General features: G+C 66.8%; 26 protein-coding genes. 22 read left to right on the top strand and 4 right to left on the bottom strand.

Annotated elements, in window-relative coordinates; genetic code table 11:
- Positions 1–22 precede the first annotated feature (22 nt).
- Positions 23–1378 (top strand): DUF349 domain-containing protein, encoded by a 1356-nt coding sequence (locus tag ACZYZ7_RS02240; protein WP_135453836.1) that lies wholly within the window; start codon positions 23–25, stop codon positions 1376–1378.
- On the opposite strand, the gene ACZYZ7_RS02235 is transcribed toward ACZYZ7_RS02240, so the two are convergent.
- The gene (locus tag ACZYZ7_RS02235; protein ID WP_450068935.1) at positions 1375–2052 is read right to left on the bottom strand and encodes an Rv2732c family membrane protein; all 678 of its coding nucleotides are present in this window, start codon (positions 2050–2052) and stop codon (positions 1375–1377) included. The genes ACZYZ7_RS02240 and ACZYZ7_RS02235 overlap by 4 nt on opposite strands.
- The gene (gene miaB, locus ACZYZ7_RS02230) at positions 2040–3593 is read right to left on the bottom strand and encodes a tRNA (N6-isopentenyl adenosine(37)-C2)-methylthiotransferase MiaB (protein WP_450069253.1); all 1554 of its coding nucleotides are present in this window, start codon (positions 3591–3593) and stop codon (positions 2040–2042) included. The genes ACZYZ7_RS02235 and miaB overlap by 13 nt, the downstream gene beginning before the upstream one ends.
- A gap of 158 nt (positions 3594–3751) precedes the next feature.
- Here miaB and ACZYZ7_RS02225 point away from each other — a divergent pair, with 158 nt between their 5' ends.
- From ACZYZ7_RS02225 to ACZYZ7_RS02210, 4 genes are read left to right on the top strand one after another with little or no spacing between them, the layout of a single operon-like run.
- Complete coding sequence (locus ACZYZ7_RS02225; RefSeq protein ID WP_167858105.1) at positions 3752–4480, top strand: amino acid ABC transporter ATP-binding protein; 729 nt, start codon at positions 3752–3754, stop codon at positions 4478–4480.
- Positions 4481–4504: 24 nt separating this feature from the next.
- On the top strand, positions 4505–5317 hold the full coding sequence (locus tag ACZYZ7_RS02220) for a glutamate ABC transporter substrate-binding protein (RefSeq protein WP_135453833.1): 813 nt from the start codon (positions 4505–4507) through the stop codon (positions 5315–5317).
- A gap of 21 nt (positions 5318–5338) precedes the next feature.
- A complete protein-coding gene (locus ACZYZ7_RS02215) occupies positions 5339–6019 on the top strand; it encodes an amino acid ABC transporter permease (RefSeq protein WP_135453832.1) in 681 nt (226 codons plus the stop codon).
- Complete coding sequence (locus tag ACZYZ7_RS02210) at positions 6019–6912, top strand: amino acid ABC transporter permease (RefSeq protein ID WP_135453831.1); 894 nt, start codon at positions 6019–6021, stop codon at positions 6910–6912. Before ACZYZ7_RS02215 ends, ACZYZ7_RS02210 begins: the two co-directional genes overlap by 1 nt.
- 27 nt (positions 6913–6939) lie before the next feature.
- Here the strand turns inward: ACZYZ7_RS02210 and recX are convergent, their stop codons facing one another.
- Both recX and recA read right to left on the bottom strand, forming a co-directional pair.
- Positions 6940–7503: a recombination regulator RecX gene (recX, locus tag ACZYZ7_RS02205; RefSeq protein WP_135453830.1), complete on the bottom strand. Its 564-nt coding sequence runs from the start codon at positions 7501–7503 to the stop codon at positions 6940–6942.
- Entirely contained in the window at positions 7472–8527 is a 1056-nt protein-coding gene (recA, locus tag ACZYZ7_RS02200; RefSeq protein ID WP_135453829.1) for a recombinase RecA, read from the bottom strand. The genes recX and recA overlap by 32 nt, the downstream gene beginning before the upstream one ends.
- A 209-nt stretch (positions 8528–8736) precedes the next feature.
- On the opposite strand from recA, the gene ACZYZ7_RS02195 reads away from it, so the two are divergent.
- The 17 genes from ACZYZ7_RS02195 to ACZYZ7_RS02115 all read left to right on the top strand — a co-directional run bounded on the left by ACZYZ7_RS02195 (position 8737) and on the right by ACZYZ7_RS02115 (position 23206).
- Positions 8737–9066: a hydrogenase maturation nickel metallochaperone HypA/HybF gene (locus ACZYZ7_RS02195; protein WP_450068934.1), complete on the top strand. Its 330-nt coding sequence runs from the start codon at positions 8737–8739 to the stop codon at positions 9064–9066.
- A 1-nt stretch (position 9067) separates the two neighbouring features.
- Positions 9068–9874: a hydrogenase nickel incorporation protein HypB gene (gene hypB, locus ACZYZ7_RS02190; RefSeq protein ID WP_463740102.1), complete on the top strand. Its 807-nt coding sequence runs from the start codon at positions 9068–9070 to the stop codon at positions 9872–9874.
- 87 nt (positions 9875–9961) lie between these two features.
- Positions 9962–11017 (top strand): NADH-quinone oxidoreductase subunit B family protein, encoded by a 1056-nt coding sequence (locus ACZYZ7_RS02185; RefSeq protein ID WP_450068932.1) that lies wholly within the window; start codon positions 9962–9964, stop codon positions 11015–11017.
- Positions 11018–11120: 103 nt separating this feature from the next.
- A complete protein-coding gene (locus ACZYZ7_RS02180) occupies positions 11121–12917 on the top strand; it encodes a nickel-dependent hydrogenase large subunit (protein ID WP_450068931.1) in 1797 nt (598 codons plus the stop codon).
- Between the two features lie 3 nt (positions 12918–12920).
- The gene (locus ACZYZ7_RS02175; protein WP_135453824.1) at positions 12921–13835 is read left to right on the top strand and encodes a NifU family protein; all 915 of its coding nucleotides are present in this window, start codon (positions 12921–12923) and stop codon (positions 13833–13835) included.
- Positions 13832–14464: a DUF5947 family protein gene (locus tag ACZYZ7_RS02170; protein ID WP_135453823.1), complete on the top strand. Its 633-nt coding sequence runs from the start codon at positions 13832–13834 to the stop codon at positions 14462–14464. Before ACZYZ7_RS02175 ends, ACZYZ7_RS02170 begins: the two co-directional genes overlap by 4 nt.
- A complete protein-coding gene (locus ACZYZ7_RS02165) occupies positions 14461–15132 on the top strand; it encodes a DUF6084 family protein (protein WP_463740101.1) in 672 nt (223 codons plus the stop codon). The genes ACZYZ7_RS02170 and ACZYZ7_RS02165 overlap by 4 nt, the downstream gene beginning before the upstream one ends.
- Positions 15129–16448 carry a hypothetical protein gene (locus tag ACZYZ7_RS02160; protein ID WP_450068929.1) on the top strand — a complete coding sequence of 440 codons (1320 nt, stop codon included), beginning with the start codon at positions 15129–15131 and terminating at the stop codon, positions 16446–16448. The genes ACZYZ7_RS02165 and ACZYZ7_RS02160 overlap by 4 nt, the downstream gene beginning before the upstream one ends.
- Before the next feature lie 12 nt (positions 16449–16460).
- The gene (locus ACZYZ7_RS02155; RefSeq protein ID WP_135453820.1) at positions 16461–16580 is read left to right on the top strand and encodes a DUF6893 family small protein; all 120 of its coding nucleotides are present in this window, start codon (positions 16461–16463) and stop codon (positions 16578–16580) included.
- Positions 16581–16593: 13 nt separating this feature from the next.
- Entirely contained in the window at positions 16594–17076 is a 483-nt protein-coding gene (locus tag ACZYZ7_RS02150; protein WP_450069252.1) for a hydrogenase maturation protease, read from the top strand.
- 3 nt (positions 17077–17079) lie between these two features.
- Positions 17080–17334, top strand: a complete 255-nt coding sequence (locus ACZYZ7_RS02145; protein WP_135453818.1) for a HypC/HybG/HupF family hydrogenase formation chaperone — start codon at positions 17080–17082, stop codon at positions 17332–17334.
- Positions 17331–19628, top strand: a complete 2298-nt coding sequence (hypF, locus tag ACZYZ7_RS02140; protein ID WP_450068928.1) for a carbamoyltransferase HypF — start codon at positions 17331–17333, stop codon at positions 19626–19628. The genes ACZYZ7_RS02145 and hypF overlap by 4 nt, the downstream gene beginning before the upstream one ends.
- A gap of 4 nt (positions 19629–19632) precedes the next feature.
- Entirely contained in the window at positions 19633–20382 is a 750-nt protein-coding gene (locus tag ACZYZ7_RS02135) for a DUF6390 family protein (protein WP_450068927.1), read from the top strand.
- Positions 20379–21140, top strand: a complete 762-nt coding sequence (locus ACZYZ7_RS02130) for a phosphoheptose isomerase family protein (RefSeq protein ID WP_450068926.1) — start codon at positions 20379–20381, stop codon at positions 21138–21140. Before ACZYZ7_RS02135 ends, ACZYZ7_RS02130 begins: the two co-directional genes overlap by 4 nt.
- 4 nt (positions 21141–21144) lie before the next feature.
- Positions 21145–21819, top strand: a complete 675-nt coding sequence (locus ACZYZ7_RS02125; RefSeq protein WP_450068925.1) for a D-sedoheptulose-7-phosphate isomerase — start codon at positions 21145–21147, stop codon at positions 21817–21819.
- Positions 21816–22916 (top strand): hydrogenase expression/formation protein HypE, encoded by a 1101-nt coding sequence (gene hypE / locus ACZYZ7_RS02120; protein WP_135453813.1) that lies wholly within the window; start codon positions 21816–21818, stop codon positions 22914–22916. The genes ACZYZ7_RS02125 and hypE overlap by 4 nt, the downstream gene beginning before the upstream one ends.
- 17 nt (positions 22917–22933) lie before the next feature.
- A complete protein-coding gene (locus ACZYZ7_RS02115) occupies positions 22934–23206 on the top strand; it encodes a HypC/HybG/HupF family hydrogenase formation chaperone (RefSeq protein WP_450068924.1) in 273 nt (90 codons plus the stop codon).
- Positions 23207–23220 lie beyond the last annotated feature (14 nt).

Here is a 23220-nt window from a genome sequence, read left to right as displayed (position 1 = left end):
GCGCGGAGTACGAGGAGCGGATATGACAACCAGTGAGCCAGGCGGAGCCACCCCCCCGACCACCTCCGGGCCCACGCCGAAGCCCACGCCCTCGCCTATCCCAAGGCCAGGCCCACCCCGCCCCGTTCCTGGGCCCAGCCGGGTTGCTCCCGTGGTCGCGGTGGCACCGACCGGCGACCCACACCGGTTCGGCCGGGTGGACGACGACGGCACGGTGTGGTTGATCAGCGGATCCGGTGAGCGCGTCATCGGCTCGTGGCAGGCCGGCGACACCGAGTCGGCGTTCGCCCACTTCGGCCGGCGCTTCGATGATCTGCACACCGAGGTGGCCCTGCTGGAACATCGGCTCTCCTCAGGCACCGGCGATGCCCGCAAGATCAAATCGGCGGCCGCCGCCCTGGCCGAAGGTCTGCCCACCGCAGCAGTTCTCGGCGACATCGACGCGTTGGGCGCTCGTCTGACGGCAATCCTGGAACACGCCGATGAGGCCGCCAAGACCGAGCGGGCCCAGCGCGACGAGCACCGTGCCGCCCAGACCGCACGCAAGGAAGCACTGGCCGTCGAAGCCGAGGAGCTGGCTGCGAACTCCACGCAGTGGAAGTCCGCCGGTGACCGCCTGCGCGAGATTCTCGACGAGTGGCGCACCATCACAGGGCTGGATCGCAAGCTCGACGACGCCCTGTGGAAGCGCTACTCCACCGCCCGGGAGACCTTCAACCGCCGTCGCGGCTCGCACTTCGCCGAACTCGACCGCGGCCGCGTCGGCGCCCGACAGCTCAAAGAGGGGCTCTGCGACCAGGCCGAGCAACTGTCCGGGTCGACCGATTGGGGTGCCACCGCGGCCGCCTTCCGGGACCTGCTGACGCAGTGGAAGACCGCGGGACGCGCCGCCAAGGACGTTGACGACGCACTGTGGCACCGGTTCAAGGCCGCCCAGGACACCTTCTTCGGGGCCCGCAACGCCGCGAACGCCGAACGTGACGCCGAGTTCAAGGCCAATGCCACCGCCAAAGAAGCGCTGCTGGCCGAGGCCGAGAAGATCGACACGACCGATCTGGACGCGGCCCGCGCGGCATTGCGGACGATCGGCGACAAGTGGGACGCGATCGGCAAGGTCCCCCGCGAACGCGCCGCCGATCTGGAACGACGACTGCGCGCCGTGGAGAAGAAGGTCCGCGACGCCCCGGCCGGTGGCGTCGATCCCGAGGCCCAGGCTCGTGCCGATCAGTTCCGCTCACGTGCCGAGCAGTTCGAGCGCCAGGCCGAGAAGGCCGAAGCAGCAGGACGGGCCAAAGACGCCGCCGAGGCCAGGGCGAGCGCTGAGCAGTGGCGCCAGTGGGCCGACGCTGCAGCCGAGGCGCTGGGCAAGCGCAGCTAGGTCTGGTCCGGCTTCTCGCCGGCGGTGTCGGGCTTGGCACCGTCGGTGCCGGGCTTGGCGCCGTCGGCCTTCGTGACGTCAGGTTTCGTGACGTCGGGCTTGGGCGTGCCCGCACCGGGGATGCCGAGCACGCCGTGCTGCTGTTGCTCGGCGGCTTGACGGCGACGATCCTCCTCGGCCGCCAACTGCAGTGCGGTGCGCGACCACACCACCCGCGCCCAGTGGAACGTGAGCACGATTACCGCGAGCCAGCCGATGATCAGCCCGATGCCGGGGCCGGGATGACCCGCCGCGGTCTGGCGTGACCACACCGCGAGCATCCCGAGTGCACTGGCTACCGCCGAACCGGCCAGGGCCACCCAGGCCAGCGCCCAGCGGCGGGTGATCAGCGCCAAGGTCGAGAACCCAACCGAGAACACCAGTGCCAGCCAGGTGAACACCCGCGACGGTAGTGAGATGCCGTCTGCCAGGGCCGTGGCGTCACCGACCAGAACGTCGAAGCCCTTGCTGGAACCGGTGTGCGGCAGCACGAACGACAGCAGCACCACGAACACCAGGATCGCCACCACCATCGCACGCGGACCCGAGTCGAACTCCCGGGTGACCTTGCGTTCGACGGCGGCCAGGTCGCCCTTGAACCGCTCGAAGTCGCTCTCGTTGCTCAACAGCCACATCCTTCTGATGACGGTGGGGTCTGCGGCGCACCGATCCGCGGCAACCCCAGGCCGACGCCGGTACGGGGGCGCTGGCCGGCCGCGTGGGCGTCGCCGGCGCGGGTGCGCCGATGGGTGGCCAACGGGGCATCGGCGATCAGATGATGCGGCGCGGCGCCGGTCACCGTGGTGGTCACGATGTCGCCGGGCCGAATGTCGTTGTCACCGGGGGCGAAATGCACGAGCCTGCCGTCGCGGGCCCGGCCCGACATGCGGGCGGTGGCGGCGTCCTTACGTCCCTCGCCGGTCGCGACCAACAGTTCCACCGCCCGGCCGATCTGAGCCTGGTTCTCCTGCAGGGAGATTCGCTCCTGCAGCTCGATCAGCCGCTGATAGCGTTCGGTGACAACCGCTTTCGGCAACTGGTCGGGCATCTCGGCCGCCGGGGTACCGGGCCGGATCGAGTACTGGAACGTGAACGCGGTCGCGAATCGCGACTGTTCGACGACGTCGAGGGTGGCCTGGAAATCTGCCTCGGTCTCACCGGGGAAGCCGACGATGAGGTCGGTGGTGATCGCGGCGTCGGGAATCGCGGCCCGGACCTTGTCGATGATGCCCAGGTAGCGCTCGGCCCGGTACGAGCGGCGCATCGCCTTGAGAATGCGGTCTGAACCGGACTGCAGCGGCATGTGCAGCGTCGGGCACACGTTGGGGGTCTGCGCCATCGCCTCGATCACGTCGTCGGTGAACTCGGCCGGGTGCGGTGAGGTGAACCGAACCCGCTCCAGCCCCTCCACGTCGCCGCAGGCACGCAGCAGTTTGGCGAACGCGCTGCGGTCGCGCGGCAGTTCCGGGTCGGCGAACGACACACCGTAGGCGTTGACGTTCTGACCCAACAGGGTGACTTCGAGCACGCCCTGGTCGGCCAGGGTCTGCACCTCGGCGAGGATGTCGCCGGGCCGCCGGTCGACCTCTTTGCCGCGCAGCGAGGGCACGATGCAGAACGTGCAGGTGTTGTTGCAGCCCACCGAGATCGACACCCATGCCGCGTAGGCGGATTCGCGCGTCGCGGGCAGGGTGGACGGAAACTCCTGCAGGGCCTCGACGATCTCGACCTGGGCGGTGCGGTTGTGCCGGGCCCGGTCCAGGAGCACGGGCAGGGACCCGATGTTGTGGGTGCCGAAGACCACGTCGACCCACGGGGCGCGGCGCAGCACCGAGTCGCGGTCCTTCTGCGCCAGGCAGCCGCCGACGGCGATCTGCATGTTCGGATCGGCCTGCTTGCGCGGGGCCAGGTGGCTGAGGTTGCCGTACAGCTTGTTGTCGGCGTTCTCCCGCACCGCACAGGTGTTGAACACCACGATGTCGGCGTCGGAGCCGTCCTCGGCCCGTCGGTATCCAGCGTCCTCGAGCAGGCCCGACAACCGCTCGGAGTCGTGCACGTTCATCTGACAGCCGTAGGTGCGGACCTGATAGGTGCGCACGGCACGCTGCGAGGCCGGTGCCGTGGACTCCTCGCGCGAGCGCTCGTCGGCGTCGCCCGTCGCGTCCCGGTTCACCATCGTCGTCACGGCCTCAATGGTACGGAGGCTCCCGAAACGCTAACGCGGCGGATTGACGAGATCCGGGCAGGCTGGACGTTCCCTGGGTAAGGTCACCTGCCATGGGAAGCCCCGGCGAGCAGCCGCAGGTCGACAATGCAGCACTTATAGATGTGCCGATGATCTCACTGTCGGGAGTCAACAAACACTTCGGATCTCTGCACGTACTGAACGACATCAACCTCGAAGTGGGCCGCGGCCAGGTCGTGGTGGTGCTCGGCCCGTCGGGTTCAGGTAAGTCCACGTTGTGCCGCACGATCAATCGACTGGAGACCATCGATTCCGGCAGCATCGCGATCGACGGCCAGGTGCTGCCGGCGGAGGGGCGCAAGTTGGCCCAGCTGCGCTCCGATGTCGGCATGGTGTTCCAGTCCTTCAACCTGTTCGCACACAAGACGATCCTGCAGAACGTCACGCTGGCGCCGATGAAGGTGCGCCGGAAGTCCAAGACCGAAGCCCGCGAGAAGGCGATGGCCCTGCTCGATCGCGTCGGGGTGGCCAACCAGGCCGACAAGTACCCGGCCCAGCTGTCCGGTGGTCAGCAGCAACGCGTCGCCATCGCGCGCTCACTTGCCATGAACCCGAAGGTCATGCTGTTCGACGAGCCCACCAGCGCCCTGGACCCCGAGATGATCAATGAGGTTCTGGCGGTGATGACCTCATTGGCCGGCGAGGGCATGACGATGGTGGTGGTCACCCACGAGATGGGTTTCGCCCGCCGGGCATCTGACCGGGTGGTGTTCATGGCTGACGGCGCCATCGTCGAGGACGCACCACCGGCCGAGTTCTTCGACAATCCGAAATCCGATCGCGCCAGAGATTTTCTCGGCAAGATCCTCCATCACTGACGCAGTCCCGAAAGGAACCCGAACATGCCATTCGTGCCGTTCAAGTTGGTCGGTACCCTCGCGCTCGCGATCGCCCTCCCCTTCGCCGCGACCGCGTGTGGCGGCGGCGGTGACTCCGGAAAGATCGTCATCGGCACCAAGTACGACCAGCCGGGGCTCGGTCAGAAGAAGCCCGACGGCACCATGTCCGGTTTCGACGTCGATGTGGCCAAGTACGTGGCCAAGGAACTCGGCTACCCCGAGGACAAGATCGAGTGGAAGGAAGCGCCCTCGCCGCAGCGCGAGACGCTGATCCAGAACGGTCAGGTCGAATACATCGTGGGGACCTACTCGATCACCGATGCACGCAAGGAGAAGGTCGACTTCGCCGGCCCCTACCTGCTCACCGGGCAGAGCCTGTTGGTCCGGGCCGACGAGAACGACATCACCGGGGCAGCCTCGCTGGAGAACAACAAGAAGCTGTGTTCGGTATCGGGTTCGACCCCGGCGCAGAACATCAAGACGAAGTACCCGAAGGTGCAGCTGCAACAGTTCGACACCTATTCGGCCTGCGTCGACGCGCTCAAGAACGGCATCATCGACGCGGTGACCACCGACGAGGTGATCCTGGCCGGCTTCGCCGCGCAGAGCCCGGGCACCTTCAAGATCGTCGGTGACACGTTCTCCGAGGAGCGTTACGGCATCGGCCTGAAGAAGGGCGACACCGAACTACGCAAGAAGATCAACGACGCGATCGAGAAGATGGAATCCAGCGGGGCCTGGAAGGAAGCGTTCGAGCGCAACCTCGGCCCGGCCGGCATCAGTACCCCGGCGCCGCCCGCCGTCGACCGAAGCTGAGTCGGAGACAGCGCACCGACCGTGGAGATTTTCGACGCACACCGCGATCAGATATTCGCGGCGTTCTGGACCACGATCCAGCTGACGGTGTACTCCGCGATCGGTGCGCTGATCCTGGGCACGGTACTGGCCGCGATGCGGCTGGCACCGACGCCGGTAATGAACTGGCTCGGCACCGCCTACGTGAACATCGTGCGCAACACACCGTTGACGCTGATCATCTTGTTCTGCTCATTCGGTGTGGGCCAGACGCTGGGCATCACCCTGGTGGACCCACATTCGCCGACGTCGATCGCGGACAGCAACTTCCGTCTGGCTGTGCTCGGGTTGACCGTCTACACCGCGTCTTTCGTGTGTGAGACGGTGCGCTCGGGGGTCAACACAGTTCCGCTGGGCCAGGCCGAGGCGGCCCGCTCACTGGGTCTGAGTTTCGGACAGAATCTGCGAATCATCCTGCTGCCCCAGGCATTTCGAGCGGTCATCATCCCGCTGGGATCAGTCCTGATCGCATTGGCGAAGAACACCACAATCGCCTCGGCGATCGGGGTGGCGGAGGCCGCGCTGTTGATGAAGGAAATGATCGAGAGCACTGCCGCGCTGCTGATCGTGGGCGCCATCTTCGCGACCGGGTTCGTGATCCTGACCCTGCCGCTGGGGCTGTTGTTCGGGTGGTTGGGCAAGCGACTGGCGGTGGCACGGTAATGAGCGCATCGGTCCTCTTCGACGCACCCGGTCCGCGGGCCCGAATCCGCAATGGCGTCCTGACGGCGCTGACCGTGGTCGTCGCCGCGGTGGTGCTCGGCATCGTGATCTCACGCATGTCGGCCAAGGGACAGCTCACCAGCGAAAAGTGGGAACCGTTCCTGACCGCCGACCTGTGGCGGACGTACGTCCTGCCCGGCGTGCAGGGCACGCTGACCGCCGCGGCGATCTCCATCGTGTTGGCTCTGATCCTGGGCGTATTGCTCGGTGTGGGCAGGTTGACACCGATTCCGCCGATCCGCTGGGTCTGCGCCGTGATCGTGGAGTTCTTCCGCGCGGTCCCGGTGCTGATCATGATGATCTTCGCGTATTTCCTCTACGCGATGTACGACGTGTTCCCGTCCAAGCAACTGGCACTGGCCGGCGTGATCACCGGCCTGACCCTCTACAACGGTGCCGTGATCGCCGAAATCGTGCGGGCCGGCATCAACACGCTGCCTCGCGGGCAGCGTGAGGCAGCGGCCTCGCTCGGCATGTCGTGGGGACAGACGATGCGACTGATCCTGCTGCCGCAGGCGATCACCGCGATGCTTCCGGTGCTGGTGTCTCAGCTGGTGGTGGTGCTCAAGGACACCGCGATCGGCTACCAGATCACCTTTGTGGAGATGGTGCGCCAGGGCACCGTCATCGGGTCGGCATACGGCAACTACCTGCCGGCGCTGATTGTGATCGCCGTCTTGATGATCACGGTGAACTTCACGCTGTCCTCGTTCGCCACCTGGCTGGAACGGCGACTGCGCCGATCTGATCGAGGTCCCGCACCGATGGAGGCCGAGGCTGTCGAGCAGGAAGGCGCACCGGGCGCGCAGGTGCTGCACGCCCAGCGGGACTGACCCGGGTATAGCGACACAATGCGGCCGCTATACCCGGCGGCGCTCCCGCTCGCCGGCCAGCTCGACGCTGACGACGTCGAAGGCCATCGACTGGTTATAGCCGCGACGGGCCAGCATGCCGACGAGCCGACGGGTCACCTTCACATCGCCGTCATCGTCGTCGAGCCGTTCGCGACGCAACTTGTCACGGACCAACTGCTCGGCCCGTTGCCGTTCGGCAGCCGGATCCAAGTCGGCCAGCGCGGCGTCGATGACCTCGTTGTCCACGCCCTTCTTTCGAAGTTCGACGGCCAAGGCGCGCTTGCCTTTTCCCGCGTTGGCGTGCCGGGACCGCACCCACTGCTCGGCGAAGTCCTCATCGTCGATGAGACCGACCTCGGTGAGCCGGTTGAGCACCTTGGCACTGAGGTCCTCTTCGTAACCCCGTTTGGTGAGCTGCTCGGTCAACTCGGCGCGGGTACGGGCCCGCACGGTGAGCAGGCGCAGGCAGACGTTCTTGGCCTGCTCCTCACGTTTGCGAGGATCCTGCGCCTGCTCCCCCTCGGGCTTACCCGACGGCTCAGAAGTCAACCGGGGCGGGAAGGACGTCATCAGCCTTCGCCTCGGCGGTCACGACAGCACCGATACCGAGCTTTTCCTTGATCTTCTTCTCGATCTCGTTGGCGGCGTCGACGTTCTCCAGCAGGAACTTGCGGGCGTTCTCCTTGCCCTGGCCCAGCTGCTCACCCTCATAGGTGAACCAGGAACCGGACTTGCGGATGAAGCCGTGCTCGACACCCATGTCGATGAGCGAGCCTTCACGGCTGATGCCGTGGCCGTACAAGATGTCGAACTCAGCCTGCTTGAACGGCGGTGAGACCTTGTTCTTGACGACCTTGACCCGGGTCCGGTTACCGACCGCGTCGGTGCCGTCCTTGAGCGTCTCGATCCGCCGGACGTCCAGACGGACCGAGGCGTAGAACTTCAAAGCCTTACCGCCCGTGGTGGTTTCGGGCGAGCCGAACATCACGCCGATCTTCTCGCGGAGCTGGTTGATGAAGATCGCGGTGGTGCCCGAGTTGTTCAGCGCGCCGGTCATCTTGCGCAGCGCCTGGCTCATCAGGCGGGCCTGCAGACCGACGTGGCTGTCCCCCATCTCGCCCTCGATCTCGGCACGGGGCACCAGGGCCGCCACCGAGTCGATCACCAGGATGTCGAGCGCACCCGACCGCACCAGCATGTCGGCGATCTCCAGCGCCTGCTCACCGGTGTCGGGCTGGCTCACCAGCAGTGAATCGGTGTCAACACCGAGCTTCTTGGCGTAATCGGGATCCAGGGCGTGCTCGGCATCGATGAACGCCGCGATGCCGCCGGCGGCCTGAGCGTTGGCCACCGCGTGCAGCGCCACGGTCGTTTTACCCGAGGATTCCGGGCCGTAGATCTCGACCACGCGGCCGCGCGGCAGACCGCCGATGCCGAGGGCCACGTCCAGGGAGATCGAGCCGGTGGGGATCACCGAGATCGGCTGGCGCACCTCCTCGCCGAGGCGCATCACCGAGCCTTTACCGAAGTTCTTGTCGATCTGGGCCATCGCCAGTTCGAGCGCTTTTTCGCGATCCGGGGCCTGGGGCGCCATGGGGGTCTCCGTCCTAGTGATGTTCGGTGATCGGTTTCGATCAGTTGGCCGTGACGCTAGAGGCAGCCACTGACAAGTCGGCTTGACCAGCATCTCGCCATCGCATGCCGACAACAGTAGACGAACACCTGTTCGATTCAAGTAGACACGCCGTACGTGCACTCAAACCGGCCTATCGTGGGAGCATCCGGCCCGGAGACGGGGCAGCGATGCACGAGATGGCGATCACCCAGAGTGTTGTCGACGCGGTGTGTGAGCACGCCGCAGGCCGGCGCGTGCACAGCGTGAAGCTCGAGGTGGGCGCGTTGTGCGCGGTCGTCCCGGACTCCATGCTCTTCTGCTTCGACCTGGTCACCGAGGGCACGGTGGCCGACGGCGCCCGCCTCGACCTCGACATCCACCCGGGAGCGGCACACTGCCGCAGCTGTGGAGCGCAGTTCGACCTGCCCGACCTGATCCTTTTGTGCCCGTGCGGAAGCGCCGACGTCGAGGTGACCGCCGGCCGGGAACTGCGGATTCTCTCGATGGAAGTGAGCTGACATGTGTGCAACCTGCGGCTGCGGCCAGGACGGGGCAGTCATCACCCTCGCCGGTCACGACCACCCGCACGAACATCCGCACCAGCATCCCCACGACCACGACCACGACCACGACCACCAGCCACCCCTGGAGTCCATCTCCCTGGAACAGAAAGTGCTGGCCAAGAACGATCTCATCGCCGAGCAGAACCGGCAGTGGCTGGCTGAACGCGGCATCGCCGCGTTCAACGTCACCAGCTCGCCCGGCGCGGGTAAGACCACCCTGCTCGAGCGCACGATCCGCGATCTGTGCCCCACCCGGCCGATAGCGGTGATCGAAGGCGATCAGGAGACCCTGCTCGACGCCGAACGGATCCGGACCGCGGGTGCGCGAGCGGTTCAGGTCAACACCGGGGCGGGCTGCCACCTGGACGCGGCCATGGTCAGGCGTGCCCTGGAGACGCTCGATCCCGCACCCGGGACCCTGCTGTTCATCGAAAACGTCGGCAATCTGGTCTGCCCCGCCCTGTTCGACCTGGGTGAGCACAGCAAGATCGTGGTCGTCTCGGTGACCGAGGGCGCCGACAAGCCCCTGAAGTACCCACATATGTTCGCTGCCGCCGGACTGGTGCTCCTCAACAAGGTCGACCTGCTGCCCTACGTCGACTTCGATATTGAAACCTGTTGCGGCCATGCCCGATCCGTCAATCCCGGGGTGACCATCCTGCCGACGTCGGCCACCCGGGGAGACGGCCTGGACGTCTGGTACGACTGGCTTGACGCAGCCGTCAAATCCCACCCCGTTGACAACGCTTTCCACCCGGAGTAAACCCAAATTTCAGCGCCGGAAAAAAATGGCGTGCGTCTGGATCGAGACGTTGGGGCTCACAGCCCGGGCCCCGGAAAGCTGTGACCTATGCCAACCGAGGCAGCAGTCAAAGCAGAAGAGGCGCTGATCCATGTGCTGTGGATCAACGCCGGTCTGAGTTGTGATGGTGATTCGGTGGCGTTGACTGCCGCCACCCAGCCGAGCATCGAGGAAATTGCCCTTGGGGCACTCCCCGGCTTGCCCAGGATCGCCGTTCATTGGCCCCTGATCGACTTCGAGTGTGGGCCTAGTGGAGGTGCCGACGACTTTCTCGCCTGGTTCTTCAAAGCCGATCGCGGCGAACTTGATCCGTTCGTCCTGGTCGTCGAGGGATCGATTCCGAACGAGCAGCTCAAGAGCGAGGGCTACTGGTGCGGATTCGGTAACAACCCCGCCACCAATCAGCCGATGACCACCAGTGAATGGCTGGATCGGCTGACACCCAAGGCGACTGCCGTGGTAGCGGTGGGCACCTGTGCCACCTACGGCGGTATTCACGCCATGGCCGGCAATCCGACCGGAGCCATGGGGGTTCCCGACTATCTCGGCTGGGACTGGAAGAGCAAGGCGGGCATTCCGATCGTCTGTGTGCCGGGTTGCCCCATCCAGCCCGACAACCTCGCCGAGACGCTGACCTACCTGCTCTACATGGCCACCGATCAGGCGCCGATGATCCCCCTCGACGAGGCGTTGCGGCCCAGATGGCTGTTCGGCAACACCGTTCACGAGGGGTGTGACCGGGCCGGCTACTACGAGCAAGGCGACTTCGCGACCGAGTACGGATCGCCGAAATGCATTGTGAAACTGGGCTGTTGGGGCCCGGTAGTGAAATGCAACGTGCCCAAGCGGGGCTGGATCAACGGTATCGGCGGCTGCCCGAATGTCGGCGGCATCTGCATCGGATGCACAATGCCCGGGTTCCCGGACAAGTTCATGCCTTTCATGGACGAACCGCCGGGCGGCAAGGTGTCCACCACGGCATCGTCGATGTACGGATCGGTGATCCGCAACCTGCGCCAAGTCACCGGGCGCACCGTCGACAAAGAGCCCAGGTGGCGCCACCGCGGGACCAAGCTGGAGACCGGGGCGACCCGCACCTGGTAGTGCCCAGGTGCGGGCATTCCCACTGCTGCCCAACGCCTTCCACCGCTGCCGGTACACGGAGCCCTCGGCGCCCTCTGTATCGATTCCACGAAAGAGAAGTTCGATGACGACCACAATTCCCGGACCCTCACAGGCGAAGCGCGAACCAGGTCAGCTGGTGGAGATGTCGTGGGATCCCATCACCCGCATCGTCGGCAGCCTCGGCATCTACACCAAGATCGACTTCGACAACCGCGAGGTGGTCGAATGCCACAGCACGTCCTCGATCTTCCGTGGCTATTCGATCTTCATGAAGGGCAAGGATCCTCGCGACGCGCACTTCATCACCAGCCGCATCTGCGGGATCTGCGGCGACAACCACGCCACCTGTTCGTGCTACTGCCAGAACATGGCCTACGGGGTCAAGCCTCCGCACCTCGGCGAGTGGTTGATCAATCTCGGTGAGGCCGCCGAGTACATGTTCGACCACAACATCTTCCAGGAGAACCTGGTCAGCGTGGACTACTGCGAGAAGATGGTGTCCGAGACCAATCCGAGCGTGCTGGCCAAGGCGGAGGCCACCGCCTCACCTCACGCCGACGCCCACGGTTACCGCACGATCGCCGACATCATGCGCGCGCTCAACCCGTTCACCGGCGACTTCTACCGGGAGGCGCTGCAGGTCAGCCGCTGGACCCGGGAGATGTTCTGCCTGATGGAAGGCCGCCACGTCCATCCGTCCACGTTGTACCCCGGCGGCATCGGTACCAGCGCCACCGTGCAGTTGATGACGGACTACGTGACGCGGCTGATGCGCTACGTCGAGTTCATGAAGAAGGTCGTCCCGATGCACGACGACCTGTTCGACTTCTTCTACGAAGCCCTTCCCGGGTACGACAAGGTCGGTCTGCGCCGGACCCTGCTCGGCTGCTGGGGTTCGTTCCAGGATCCCGAGGTGTGCAACTTCGCCTACAAGGACATGGAGAGCTGGGGCAACGCCATGTTCGTCACCCCCGGCGTGGTGGTAGACGGCAAGCTTGTCACGCACTCCTTGCTGGACATCAATCTCGGTATCCGAATTCTGTTGGGCCACAGCTACTACGACGACTGGTCCGATCAGGAGATGTTCGTCAAGACCGATCCGCTGGGCAATCCGGTCGACCGGCGTCACCCGTGGAACCAGCACACCAACCCCAAGCCGCAGAAACGCGACTTCGACGAGAGCTACAGCTGGGTGATGTCGCCACGGTGGTACGACGGCAAGGACCATCTGGCCTTGGACACCGGTGGCGGCGCACTGGCCCGCATGTGGTCCACCGCGCTGGCCGGGCTGGTCGACATCGGCTACGTCAAGTCCACCGGACGCAGTGTGCAGATCAATCTGCCGAAGACCGCCCTGAAGGGACCCGTCGAGCTCGAGTGGAAGATCCCCGACAAGGGCAGCAACACCATCGAACGCAACCGGGCGCGTACCTACTTCCAGGCCTACGCGGCGGCCTGTGCGCTGCATTTCGCCGAACAGGCCCTGGGCGAGATCCGCGCCGGGCGCACCAAGACCTGGGAGCGTTTCGAGGTCCCCGACGAGGGCATCGGATGCGGGTTCACCGAGGCGGTGCGCGGCGTGCTCAGCCATCACATGGTGATCCGGGACGGCAAGATCGCCAACTACCACCCATATCCGCCGACACCGTGGAACGCCAGCCCGCGCGACACCTATGGCACGCCGGGACCGTACGAGGATGCGGTACAGGGCCAGCCGATCTTCGAGGAGAACGACCGGGAGCACTTCAAGGGCATCGACGTGATGCGCACGGTGCGCAGTTTCGACCCGTGCCTGCCATGTGGCGTCCACATGTACCTGGGCGAGGGTAAATCACTGGACCTGTTGCACTCCCCCACGCAAGCAGCTACCGGGGAATGACACATGCCGCCCGCCACGACGCCGTTCCCGGACAACTCTGACGACGACACACGATGGCGCACGGCGGGTGATCGGATACAGGCCTTGCTGGATGCCGGCGCGGCCCGGGGTCCCGGCGCGCTGGAGAATGCCGAACAGCTCGTGCGCGAGCTCACCGACCTCTACGGCGCGGCGCTGGGACGGCTGCTGCGGATCGCCACGGACCATTCCCCCGAGCCGGCGGATGCGGTCACCGAGGCGGTGGCTGCCGACAACCTGGTGGCCAGTCTGCTGCTGGTGCACGGGCTGCATCCGTATCCGGTGCACCGCCGCATCGCCGACGCGCTCGACAGTGTCCGTCCCTACCTCGGATCCCACGGCGGTGATGTCGACCTGATCGAAGTCGACGGCCCGGTCGTGCGGCTGCGGTTCACCGGAAGTTGCAAGAGCTGCCCGTCGTCGGCCGCCACGCTCGAGCTGACGATCGAGGACGCGATCCGGGCGGCGGCGCCCGAGATCTCGTCCATCGACGTGGTCACCGCCGGCCCCGAGCCGAATCTGATATCCGCGGAGTCGCTGCTGGCCCGGGTACACCCCGACGGACATCGGCACGCCACCTGGCGGCCGGTTCCGGAACTCGACGAGTTGGCTGCTGGTGAGGTCGGCGGATTCGAGGTCGGCGCGACCGCGGTGCTGGCCTGCCGAATCGGTGCGCAGCTGTTCGTCTACCGGGATCGCTGCCCGCAGTGCACGCGCGGGCTGGCCGGCGCCACGCTGACCGGCTCGGTGCTGCACTGTCCGAACTGTGGTTCCGGATTTGACGTGGTCCATGCCGGGATCGGCGCCGACGGCGAATCCGGTTCGCACCTCGAGCCGATACCGCTCTTGGCGCGTGACGGAGTGAGCTCGATCGCGCTGGCCGAGGAGGTCGCGTCATGACCGGGCCGTTGGACGTGCTGGCCCGCATCCGCGCCGCGGCGCCCGGACCCAGGCGGGACGGCCAGAGCTGCGAAATGTGCGCCGAACCTATCACCGAACCGCATCAACACGTGGTCAATGTGGCTGGGCGGCAACTGATGTGCGTATGCCGCGGGTGCTATCTGCTGTTCACCGACGATCATGCCCAGCTGCGTTACCGGGCCATCGGAGACCGCTACCTTCACCTCGCCGACTTCGGTCTGGGCCGGCGGGACTGGGAGGCGCTGCAGATCCCGGTCGGTCTGGCGTTCTTCTTCTGGAATTCGGCTCTGGGACGTGTGGTGGCGTTCTATCCCGGCCCCGCCGGGGCAACCGAATCCGAACTGCCGCTGGACGCCTGGGCCGGTGTCCGGCGTTCCGATCCGAGGGTGGACCTGATCTCCGAGGACACCGAGGCATTGCTGGTGCAGGTACCCGACGACGAAACCCGGTCGCCCACCTGTCATGTGGTACCAATCGACGCCTGCTACGAGTTCGTCGGACGGCTGCGGATGTTGTGGCGTGGATTCGACGGTGGCCAGGACGTACGCGACTACGTCGACGAATTCTTCGACAGTCTCGCCGACCGCAGCACGGTGGTGACGAGATGACCGGGCCCAACGCCACCCCCACTCCCGACGTCTCGACCGACGTCACGTTCGCGGTCCTCGACATGGCGCCCGAACCGTATGCGGTGAGCCCGATCCTGACCGCCCGGATCGGTATCACCGCCGTCGGCGAGACCCCGGTACACGCGATCGCGCTGCGCTGCCAGATCCGCATCGAACCGGGGCGGCGGGATTACACCGATGCGGAGGCCGCCGGGTTGCTCGACCTGTTCGGCCCGCGGGACCGCTGGGGCACGACACAACGCACCTTCCTGTGGCAGCACAGCACCGCGATGGTGCCCGGATTCACCGGCACCACCCTCGTCGAGCTGCCGGTCAGCGGAACCTACGACTTCGACGTCGCGGCGGCGAAGTACCTGCACGCACTGCGCGGCGGCTCGGTACCGCTGCGATTCCTGTTCAGCGGCACCGTCTTCACGCCAGGTGCCCGCGGATTCGCGGTCCAGCAGATTCCGTGGGACCGCGAGGACCCGTTCGACATGCCGGTCACGGTGTGGCAACAGCTGATGGCACAGCATTTTCCGAACACGGGATGGCTGCGGCTCGGCCGCGACACCCTCGACGAGCTGGCCTCCTACAAGACACGCTGGGGCATGCTGTCGTTCGACGAAGCGATCGACACCCTGCTGGCACGGCAGGAAATCCGATGAACGGCAATCTGGACCAGGTCCTCGCGGTCGCCGACGCCGTCCTCTACGAGGGCTATCTGCTCTACCCGTACCGGGCGAACTCGGCCAAGAACCAATGCCGTTGGCAGTTCGGCGTACTCGGCCCGGCCGATGCCGAGCAATCCGGTATCGGTGAGGACAGCTCGCTGTCGGCGCAACTGCTGGTCCGCGGTCACGGGCACCCGCAGATCACGGTCACCGTCCGGTTCCTGCAGCTGCAACGCCGAACCGCCGAACGCCGCCGCGGCGACGGCAGCTTCGAGCCGGTCGACGAGCTCACCGCCGCGGGGCAGTCCTGGCTGACCTGGGACGAGGCGGTTGAACATCAGACCGCCTTCGGCCCGTTCGACATCCCCGATCTGGAGGTGCCGCAGACACATCCCATCACGGTCGATGCGGGCACCGACATCGAGAGCGTCGACGGTGGCCGGATCGTTCGCCGCCGTCGCGAGCTCCACGGCGAGTTCACCGTCGCCGCAGAAGCCGACGCGGGCTTGATCCGGCTCACGATGACGGTACGCAACTGTGCGGGACCCGCGCGCGACAAGGACGATGCGATCGCGGCGTCGTTGATCGGCACACACCTGATCATCGAAGTCACCGACGGAGAGTTCATCTCACTGCTGGAACCGGACGCACCCGCCGCCGGGGCGGCGTCGCGGTGTCGGCACCATCGTTGCTTCCCTGTGCTCGCGGGGAAGCCGGGCACGCACGACCTGATGCTCGTTTCGCCGGTCATCCTCTACGACCATCCGGAGATCGCCGAACAGAGCCAGGGCGACCTCTTCGACTCGTGCGAGATCGACGAGATCCTGACGCTGAGGGTCATGACGATGACCGACGAGGAGAAAGCCAGCGCCCGGGCCACCGATCCCCGGGCAGCCGAGATCATCGACCGCTGTGACTCGATGTCCCCGGAGGCGATGCTCGACCTGCACGGTGTCCTGCGCGATCCGCACGCCGCGGATCCAGGCCTGATTCCGCAGATACCCGACGGCATCGATTGGTGGGATCCCCTGGCCGACAACGCCGTGGATCCCGCCGTCGATGCGGTCCTGATCAACGGGGTGCGCGTCTGCCGCGGCAGCCGGGTGCGGTTGCACCCGTCCCGCCGGGCCGACGCGCAGGACATCTTCTTCGCCGGCCGCACCGCACAGGTGGCCTCGGTCCACGAGGACGTCGAGGGCGAGCGGCACATCGGCGTCGTGCTCGACGACGACCCGGCCGCGGATCTGCACGCGTGGTACGGCCGCTATCTGTACTTCGCCGCCGACGAAGTCGAGCCATTGGCGCAGTGAGAGGAGTTCGAGATGGAAGTTGTGGGTTGGATCGCTGTCATCGCCGTCGCGGCGGTCGTGGTCGCCGGGGTACTGGTCGGGGTCCGGTCGATCCCCGACGCCCGGCGCTATCTGAAGATGCGACGGATGTAGCGGGCGAGGTGCGATCACGTCTTCAGTTCTGGTAGCCGGCATCGGCAATATCTTTCTCGGTGACGATGGATTCGGTCCCGAGGTGATGCGGCGTCTGCCGCCGAGCCTCGCCGGTCCGGATATTCGGCTGTGCGACTACGGGATTCGAGGTGTGCACCTGGCCTATGACCTGCTCGACGGCTGGGATTCCCTCGTCCTGGTCGACGCGTTGCCCAGCCGGGGCCGCCCCGGCGCGTTGCACGTGTTCGAGGCTGATCGTGAAAGCCTGTCGAGTGCTTCGGGTCTGGACGCGCACGCGATGGATCCCACTGCGGTGTTCGCCAGCATGCGGGCGCTGGGAGGTAGCCCGCCCTACACCGTCGTCATCGGCTGCGAGGTGGCCACCGTGGCTGACGGTATCGGGCTCTCGGAGCCCGTTGCGGCCGCGATTCCCGGCGCCGTAACGGCGGTCGAAGCTGCCGTGGCACGGTTGTCGGCCCCGGTCAGGGAGGGATGAGCCATGTGCCTCGGAATCCCCGGCCAGGTGGTGCGGATGCTCCCGGGATACGGCGACCAGCTCGCGCTCGTCGACGTCGCGGGCGAGCACCGCAAGGTCAATGTCGGCATGCTGCCCGACGAGACCTTCTCCCCCGGCGACTGGGTGATCATCCACATGGGTTTCGCTGTCGAGAAGACCGACCACGCCGGCGCCGAGGCCGCGATGCGGGGCCTGGAGTTGCTGGGGCGCGGCCGCAACACCGAGGTGCCACCGTGACCACGCGGCGCCGGCTGCGTATCGGCGTTCACGGAGTCGTCCAGGGCGTGGGCTTCCGGCCGTTCGTCTACACCACGGCGGCCGCGCTCGGGCTGACCGGCTGTGTCCGCAACGACAGTTCCGGCGCCGTCATCGAGATCGAAGGTGCCCCCGGCGATCTCGAGGCGTTCCTGTACCGGTTGCGCACCGACCCGCCCGTACTGGCGGTGATCGAGTCCGTCGACACCCGGCCGATACCCGTCTGCGGTGGCACCGGATTCACGATCGCCGACACCTCCAGGTCCGGCGGCGGCCGCACCCTCGCCTCCCCCGACGTGGCGATGTGCCCGGAATGTACTGCCGAGCAACGCGATCCGTCCAACCGTCGGTACCGACACGCCTTCATCAACTGCACCAACTGCGGGCCCAGGTTCACCATCATCGCCTCACTGCCCTATGACCGCGATGCCACCACGATGGCGCGTTTCGCCATGTGCGCCGAATGTGCACGTGAGTATGCCGATCCGGCCGACCGCCGCTTCCACGCGCAGCCGGTGTGCTGCCCGAGCTGCGGCCCGACATTGCGGTGGGACCACGAATCCGGTGCGCTCACCGGCGAAGCCGCGCTGCGGCGGGCCAGGCGCCTGCTGACCGACGGAGCGATCCTCGCGGTCAAGGGCATCGGCGGTTACCACCTCGCCTGCGACGCCGCGAACGCCGCCACGGTCACCGAACTTCGTCGGCGTAAACAGCGGGGCGACAAGCCGTTCGCGGTGATGGTTCCCGATCTGCCCACCGCGCGCCAGATCGCCGAGGTCCACGACACTGCAGCCCGGGTGCTGTGCGGACCGCAGCGGCCGATCGTTCTGCTGCCCCGCGCGCCCGGTGCACCGGTCGCCGAATCAGTGGCACCCCGCAACCCCGACCTGGGCGTCCTGCTCGCCTACACGCCACTGCACACCCTGCTGTTCGGGCTCCCCGGCGATCCGCCCGGCCCCAGGGTTCTGGTGATGACCTCGGCCAATGTCAGTGGCGAACCGATCTGTTACTCCGACGACGATGCGCGACGCCGGCTCTCACACATCGCTGACGGATGGCTGATGCATGACCGCGAAATCCTGGTGCCCTGCGACGATTCGGTGGTCCGGGTCGCCGACGGCGAGGAGCTGGCCATCCGCAGATCCCGGGGCTACGCGCCGCTGCCGGTCGCCCTGCCGGTCGCGGTGCCGCCGACCCTGGCGGTCGGCGCCGACCTCAAGAACACCATCGCGGTGGCCGACCACCGGTACGCCTGGCTGAGCGCCTACATCGGCGATATGGACAGCCTGGCGACATTGTCGGCGTTCGAGCGCGCAGTCCACCATCTGGAGGCACTGACCGGCGTCGAACCCGAAACCCTGGTCTGCGACGCGCATCCGGGGTACCGCTCCAGCGACTGGGCTCATCGCAATGCCGGGTCCCACCCGGTAAGGACGGTCCAGCATCACCACGCCCACATCGCCGCGGTCATGGCCGAACACGGCCTGGACGGAACGCAGCAGGTGCTCGGATTCGCCTTCGACGGAACCGGATACGGACCCGACGGCACGGTGTGGGGCGGTGAGGTACTGGTCGCCGACTACAAGGGCTATCGGCGGGTTGCCCACCTCACGCGGGTACCGATGGCCGGCGGTGACATCAGCGTGCTGCGCCCCTACCGGATGGCGCTGTCCCACCTGTGGGCGGCCGGGCTGCCGTGGGATGCCGATCTGCCGCCGGTCCGCGCGTGCCCCGACGACGAGCTCCGGACCCTGGCACATCAACTGGCGACCGGTTCCGGCTGCGTTGCGACGTCGAGCATGGGCCGGTTGTTCGACGCGGTGTCGGCGTTGATCGGGGTGCGACAGACGGTTGCCTACGAGGCGCAGGCCGCCATCGAGCTGGAAGGGATTTCGCGTGGCACCGAGGCGGGCGCTCGCCGGTACGCCTTCGAAGTGGACTCCGGCGCGTCACCCGTCACCATCGACCCGGCCCCCGTACTCGCGGCGATCATCGTCGACCTGCGCGCCGGTGTGACACCTGCGGTGATCGGTGCCCGATTCCACCACGCTGTCGCCGGGCTCATCGTCGAACTGGCACGCGAACTGATGGAGACGAACGGCTGCACGGCGCAACCGGTGGCATTGTCCGGCGGGGTTTTCCAGAACCTCCTGCTGCTGCGCCTGACCTTGGCCGGAATGCAACAACAGGGCCTGGAAGTGATCACCCACCGCCGGGTGCCGCCGAACGACGGCGGTCTCGCCCTGGGCCAGCTACTGGTCGGGAATGCGGGGTGAAGCCATGACCGCGTTGCCGACCCAACAACTGCCCACCGGATACCGGCTGTTCGCCCGGTATGCCTTCCCGCCCAACGAACTCGGGTACTGCGGCCCCACCGGGCCGGCAGTCACACCCGGGGACAACACGGCCGAGTTTGCTTCACATGCAAAGGAATTCGACGGCGCGTGGCCGTATCTGCATTCTATCGCCGAGGCAGTCGGTGCCGACCCGCTGGACGCCGAGGTGGTTCGAAGCTATTGGGTCGGCGGACCGCTCCTGGACCGGGTGGATCCGACAATCCTGCTGGCCCAGCTGCGAGCAGCGTTCCGGGGTCAGGTGACGGGAGGGCTCGACACCGTGCCCGCTACCGGGACGACTGCCGGCGCGGCACTGGCCCACCACAGCTTCCACGTGTTCGTCGTATACCCGTGGATCCGGTTCCTGGACCGGGATCCGGGCACCGCCCTTCATGTCCTGCAGAACTGCCGGATCCGTTGGGGCACAGTCGCAGCGGTCGAGGACGAGCACGTCGTCGTCGAGTCCTGCCCGTTGGTGCTGGACGACACTCGCCTCACGATCGGCGAGCCCGTCACCGAACGCATCCGGTGGAGCCGGGACGGGAAATCCCTGACGAACATTCCCGCACCGGGTGACACCGTGTCCGCGCACTGGGATTGGGTGTGCGACACGCTGACGCCCGGCGAGACCACGGCGCTGGCCGACGCCACCCGCGCCACCCTCGACCTGATCAACACAGGAGGTCGATCATGAGTACCACGACACCGGCCGTCACCACACCGGCCGTCACCGGGTCGCCGGGGGCGCCTTTCGTGGACACGGACCTGGCCGCCGATCTGGCCGCGGCAGCACTGGATGTGGCCCGCAAGTTCCACGACGGCGCCACACTCTGGGTCATTGCGCCCCAATGGGAACCGCACGCCCATCACGTGGCCGTCGAGTTCGTCCACCCGGTCATCGTCGGCAAGCGCGCGCTGCCCTCGGTCGCGCTGGTCGAGCCCGATCCGGTGGCCCAGGCCCGGGTCGCCAGTCAGCCCGGAGATCTGCTCCTGGCCGTCGCCTCAGCCGACCAGCCGGCGGCGGTCGATGCCATGCGGCGGGCCGCCGCATGGGGTGTCACGACGTTGTGGATCGGCTGCGGCCCGCGCCCCCCGGCCGGTGCCGCCCACCACATCCTGTGGGTCGACTCCGATGACCCGATGGTCCCGGCCACCGGCCGGTTCGTCCTGATCTACCACCTGCTGTGGGAGCTCACCCACGTGTGCTTCGAACATCCCGGCCTGTTGACGCCCGCAAATGAAGACACCGGGCCGTCCTGCGTCACCTGCGGTGACGAAGGACGTCTGGCCGAAGTCGTGATCGCACCCACCGAAGCCGGTGGACGGGCCCTGGTCCGCAGTGCTGCCGGAGAGGAATGGGTGGACAGCGCCGTGCTCGAACAGGTCACCGTCAACGACCTGATCCTGATACACGCGGGTACGGCGATCGCGATGCCGCCGGAAGGCAGGTGAAGTCATGACCAACACCGAGAGCACGGGCTTCCTCTACCCGTTCATCGAATCGGAAGAGACCGACGTCCGAGCGCTGCTCGACGACCTGGCGGCCTCGGCACGCGGCAAGGCCGCCGAAAGCGCTCGGCTACAACAGGAATCACTACAGGAGTACACCGAAGGCCTGAACGCGGCCGGGGCCGCCATGGCCGACCGCTTCCTGCGCGGGGGCCGCCTGTACACCCTGGGAAACGGTGGCAGCTCCACCGACGCGGCCACCCTGGCCTCCCTGTTCAGCCGGCCCGCGAGGGGAAGACCGGTGGCGGCCTGGTCACTTGCCGCCGACGAGGCGGTGGTCACCGCGCTGGGCAACGACGTGGGTTTCGACCTGATCTTCAAACGCCAGATCATCGCGCACGCCCGCGATCGCGACATCGCCATCGCACTGTCCACGTCGGGTAACTCCGAAGACCTCATGACCGCCATCGCCGAGGCCAAGTTGCGTGGCGTACTCACCATCGGATTCTCGGGGCACGACGGCGGACGGATGGCGATCGTGGCCGGGGAGTCCGGGGATCTGGACTTCTGTTTCACGGTGCACAGCCAGAGCATTCACCGCATCCAGGAGAGCCACGCGATGCTCGGTTATCGGCTGTGGACAGTGGTGCAGGACCACATGGCACGGGCGTACGCATCATGAGCACCGTCGCCGCCTCGACCGCAGCCCAACGCGAGGACCGCGTACTGGAGCGGATCGAGAAGTTCCGGCAGCGACGCCCGCGCCTGATCGACGAGGTCGTGACCCTGGCGCACGGCGCCGGCGGGAAATCGTCGGCAGCACTGGTCGATGCGGTCTTCGTCGAGGCGTTCCGCAACCCCGAGCTCGAACAGCTCGGGGACGCCGCCCTGCTGCGTACCCCGTCCGGTGACACGCTGGCGTTCTCCACCGATTCGTATGTGGTTGCGCCGCATCGCTTCCCGGGCGGTTCCATCGGGCACGTCGCAGTACACGGAACCATCAACGACCTGGCGGTCTCGGGCGCCCGCCCGCTTTGGCTCTCGGCAGGCTTCGTCATCGAGGAGGGCTTCGCAATCGCCGAGTTGCGCGAGATCGTCGCCGACATGAGCGAGGCCGCCGCGCGGGCCGGAGTCCAGATCGTCACGGGCGACACGAAAGTCGTCGGTAAGGGCGCCGCCGACGGCATGTACATCTGCACCGCCGGGGTCGGCATCGTGCCGGCGGGCAGACGGTTGTCGCGGGAGAACGTCCGCACCGGGGACCGGGTCCTACTGTCGGGCACGATCGGCGACCACGGAATGGCGGTCATGCTGGCCCGCGGTGACCTTGCCATCGATGCCGACATTGCCTCTGACACCGCACCTCTGCACGAGCTCGTCGAGATTCTGCTGGCCGCCGCACCGTCCACCCGGTGGATGCGCGACGCCACCCGCGGAGGTGTCGGCACGGTGTGCAACGAACTGGCCAAGGACTCACCGTTCGCGGTGATCCTCGACGAGGCCCGCATTCCCGTCGAGCCACAGGTCGCGGGTGCCTGCGACTTACTCGGCATCGACCCGCTCTACGTCGCGAACGAGGGAAAGTTCCTCGCGATCGTCCCGGCCGACGAGGCGGACGCCGCGGTCGCCGCGCTGCACGCGCATCCGCAGGGCGCCCGGGCCACAGTGGTCGGCGAAATCGTCGCAGAGCCGCCCGGGATCGTCGCGCTGCGTACCGCCTTCGGCGGCAGCCGGATCGTCGACATGCTCGTGGGCGACCCGCTCCCCCGGATCTGCTAGGTGAAAGGAGCAGTCCCATGTGTCTGGGCATTCCCGGCCAGGTCGTCGACATCGTCGACGCCGAGGCCTACCTCGCCAAGGTCGATGTCAACGGGGTACGCCGGGTGATCAGCGTCCGCCTGCTCGCCGACGACAACCTGCAGGTCGGTGACTGGGTCCTGGTGCATGTCGGGTTCGCGATGGCCAAGATCGACGAGCGCGAAGCGACGCTGACGCTCGATCAGGTGCAAAAAATGGGCGCCGACTACACGACGGAGATCGACGCCTTCAATTCCTCCGAAATCGCCTGACGCAAAGAGGTGTC

The organism is Mycobacterium sp. IDUB_17 (genome assembly GCF_055419465.1).
Note: the sequence above shows the minus strand (reverse complement) of the source record. Positions and strands in the feature narration are given on the sequence as shown.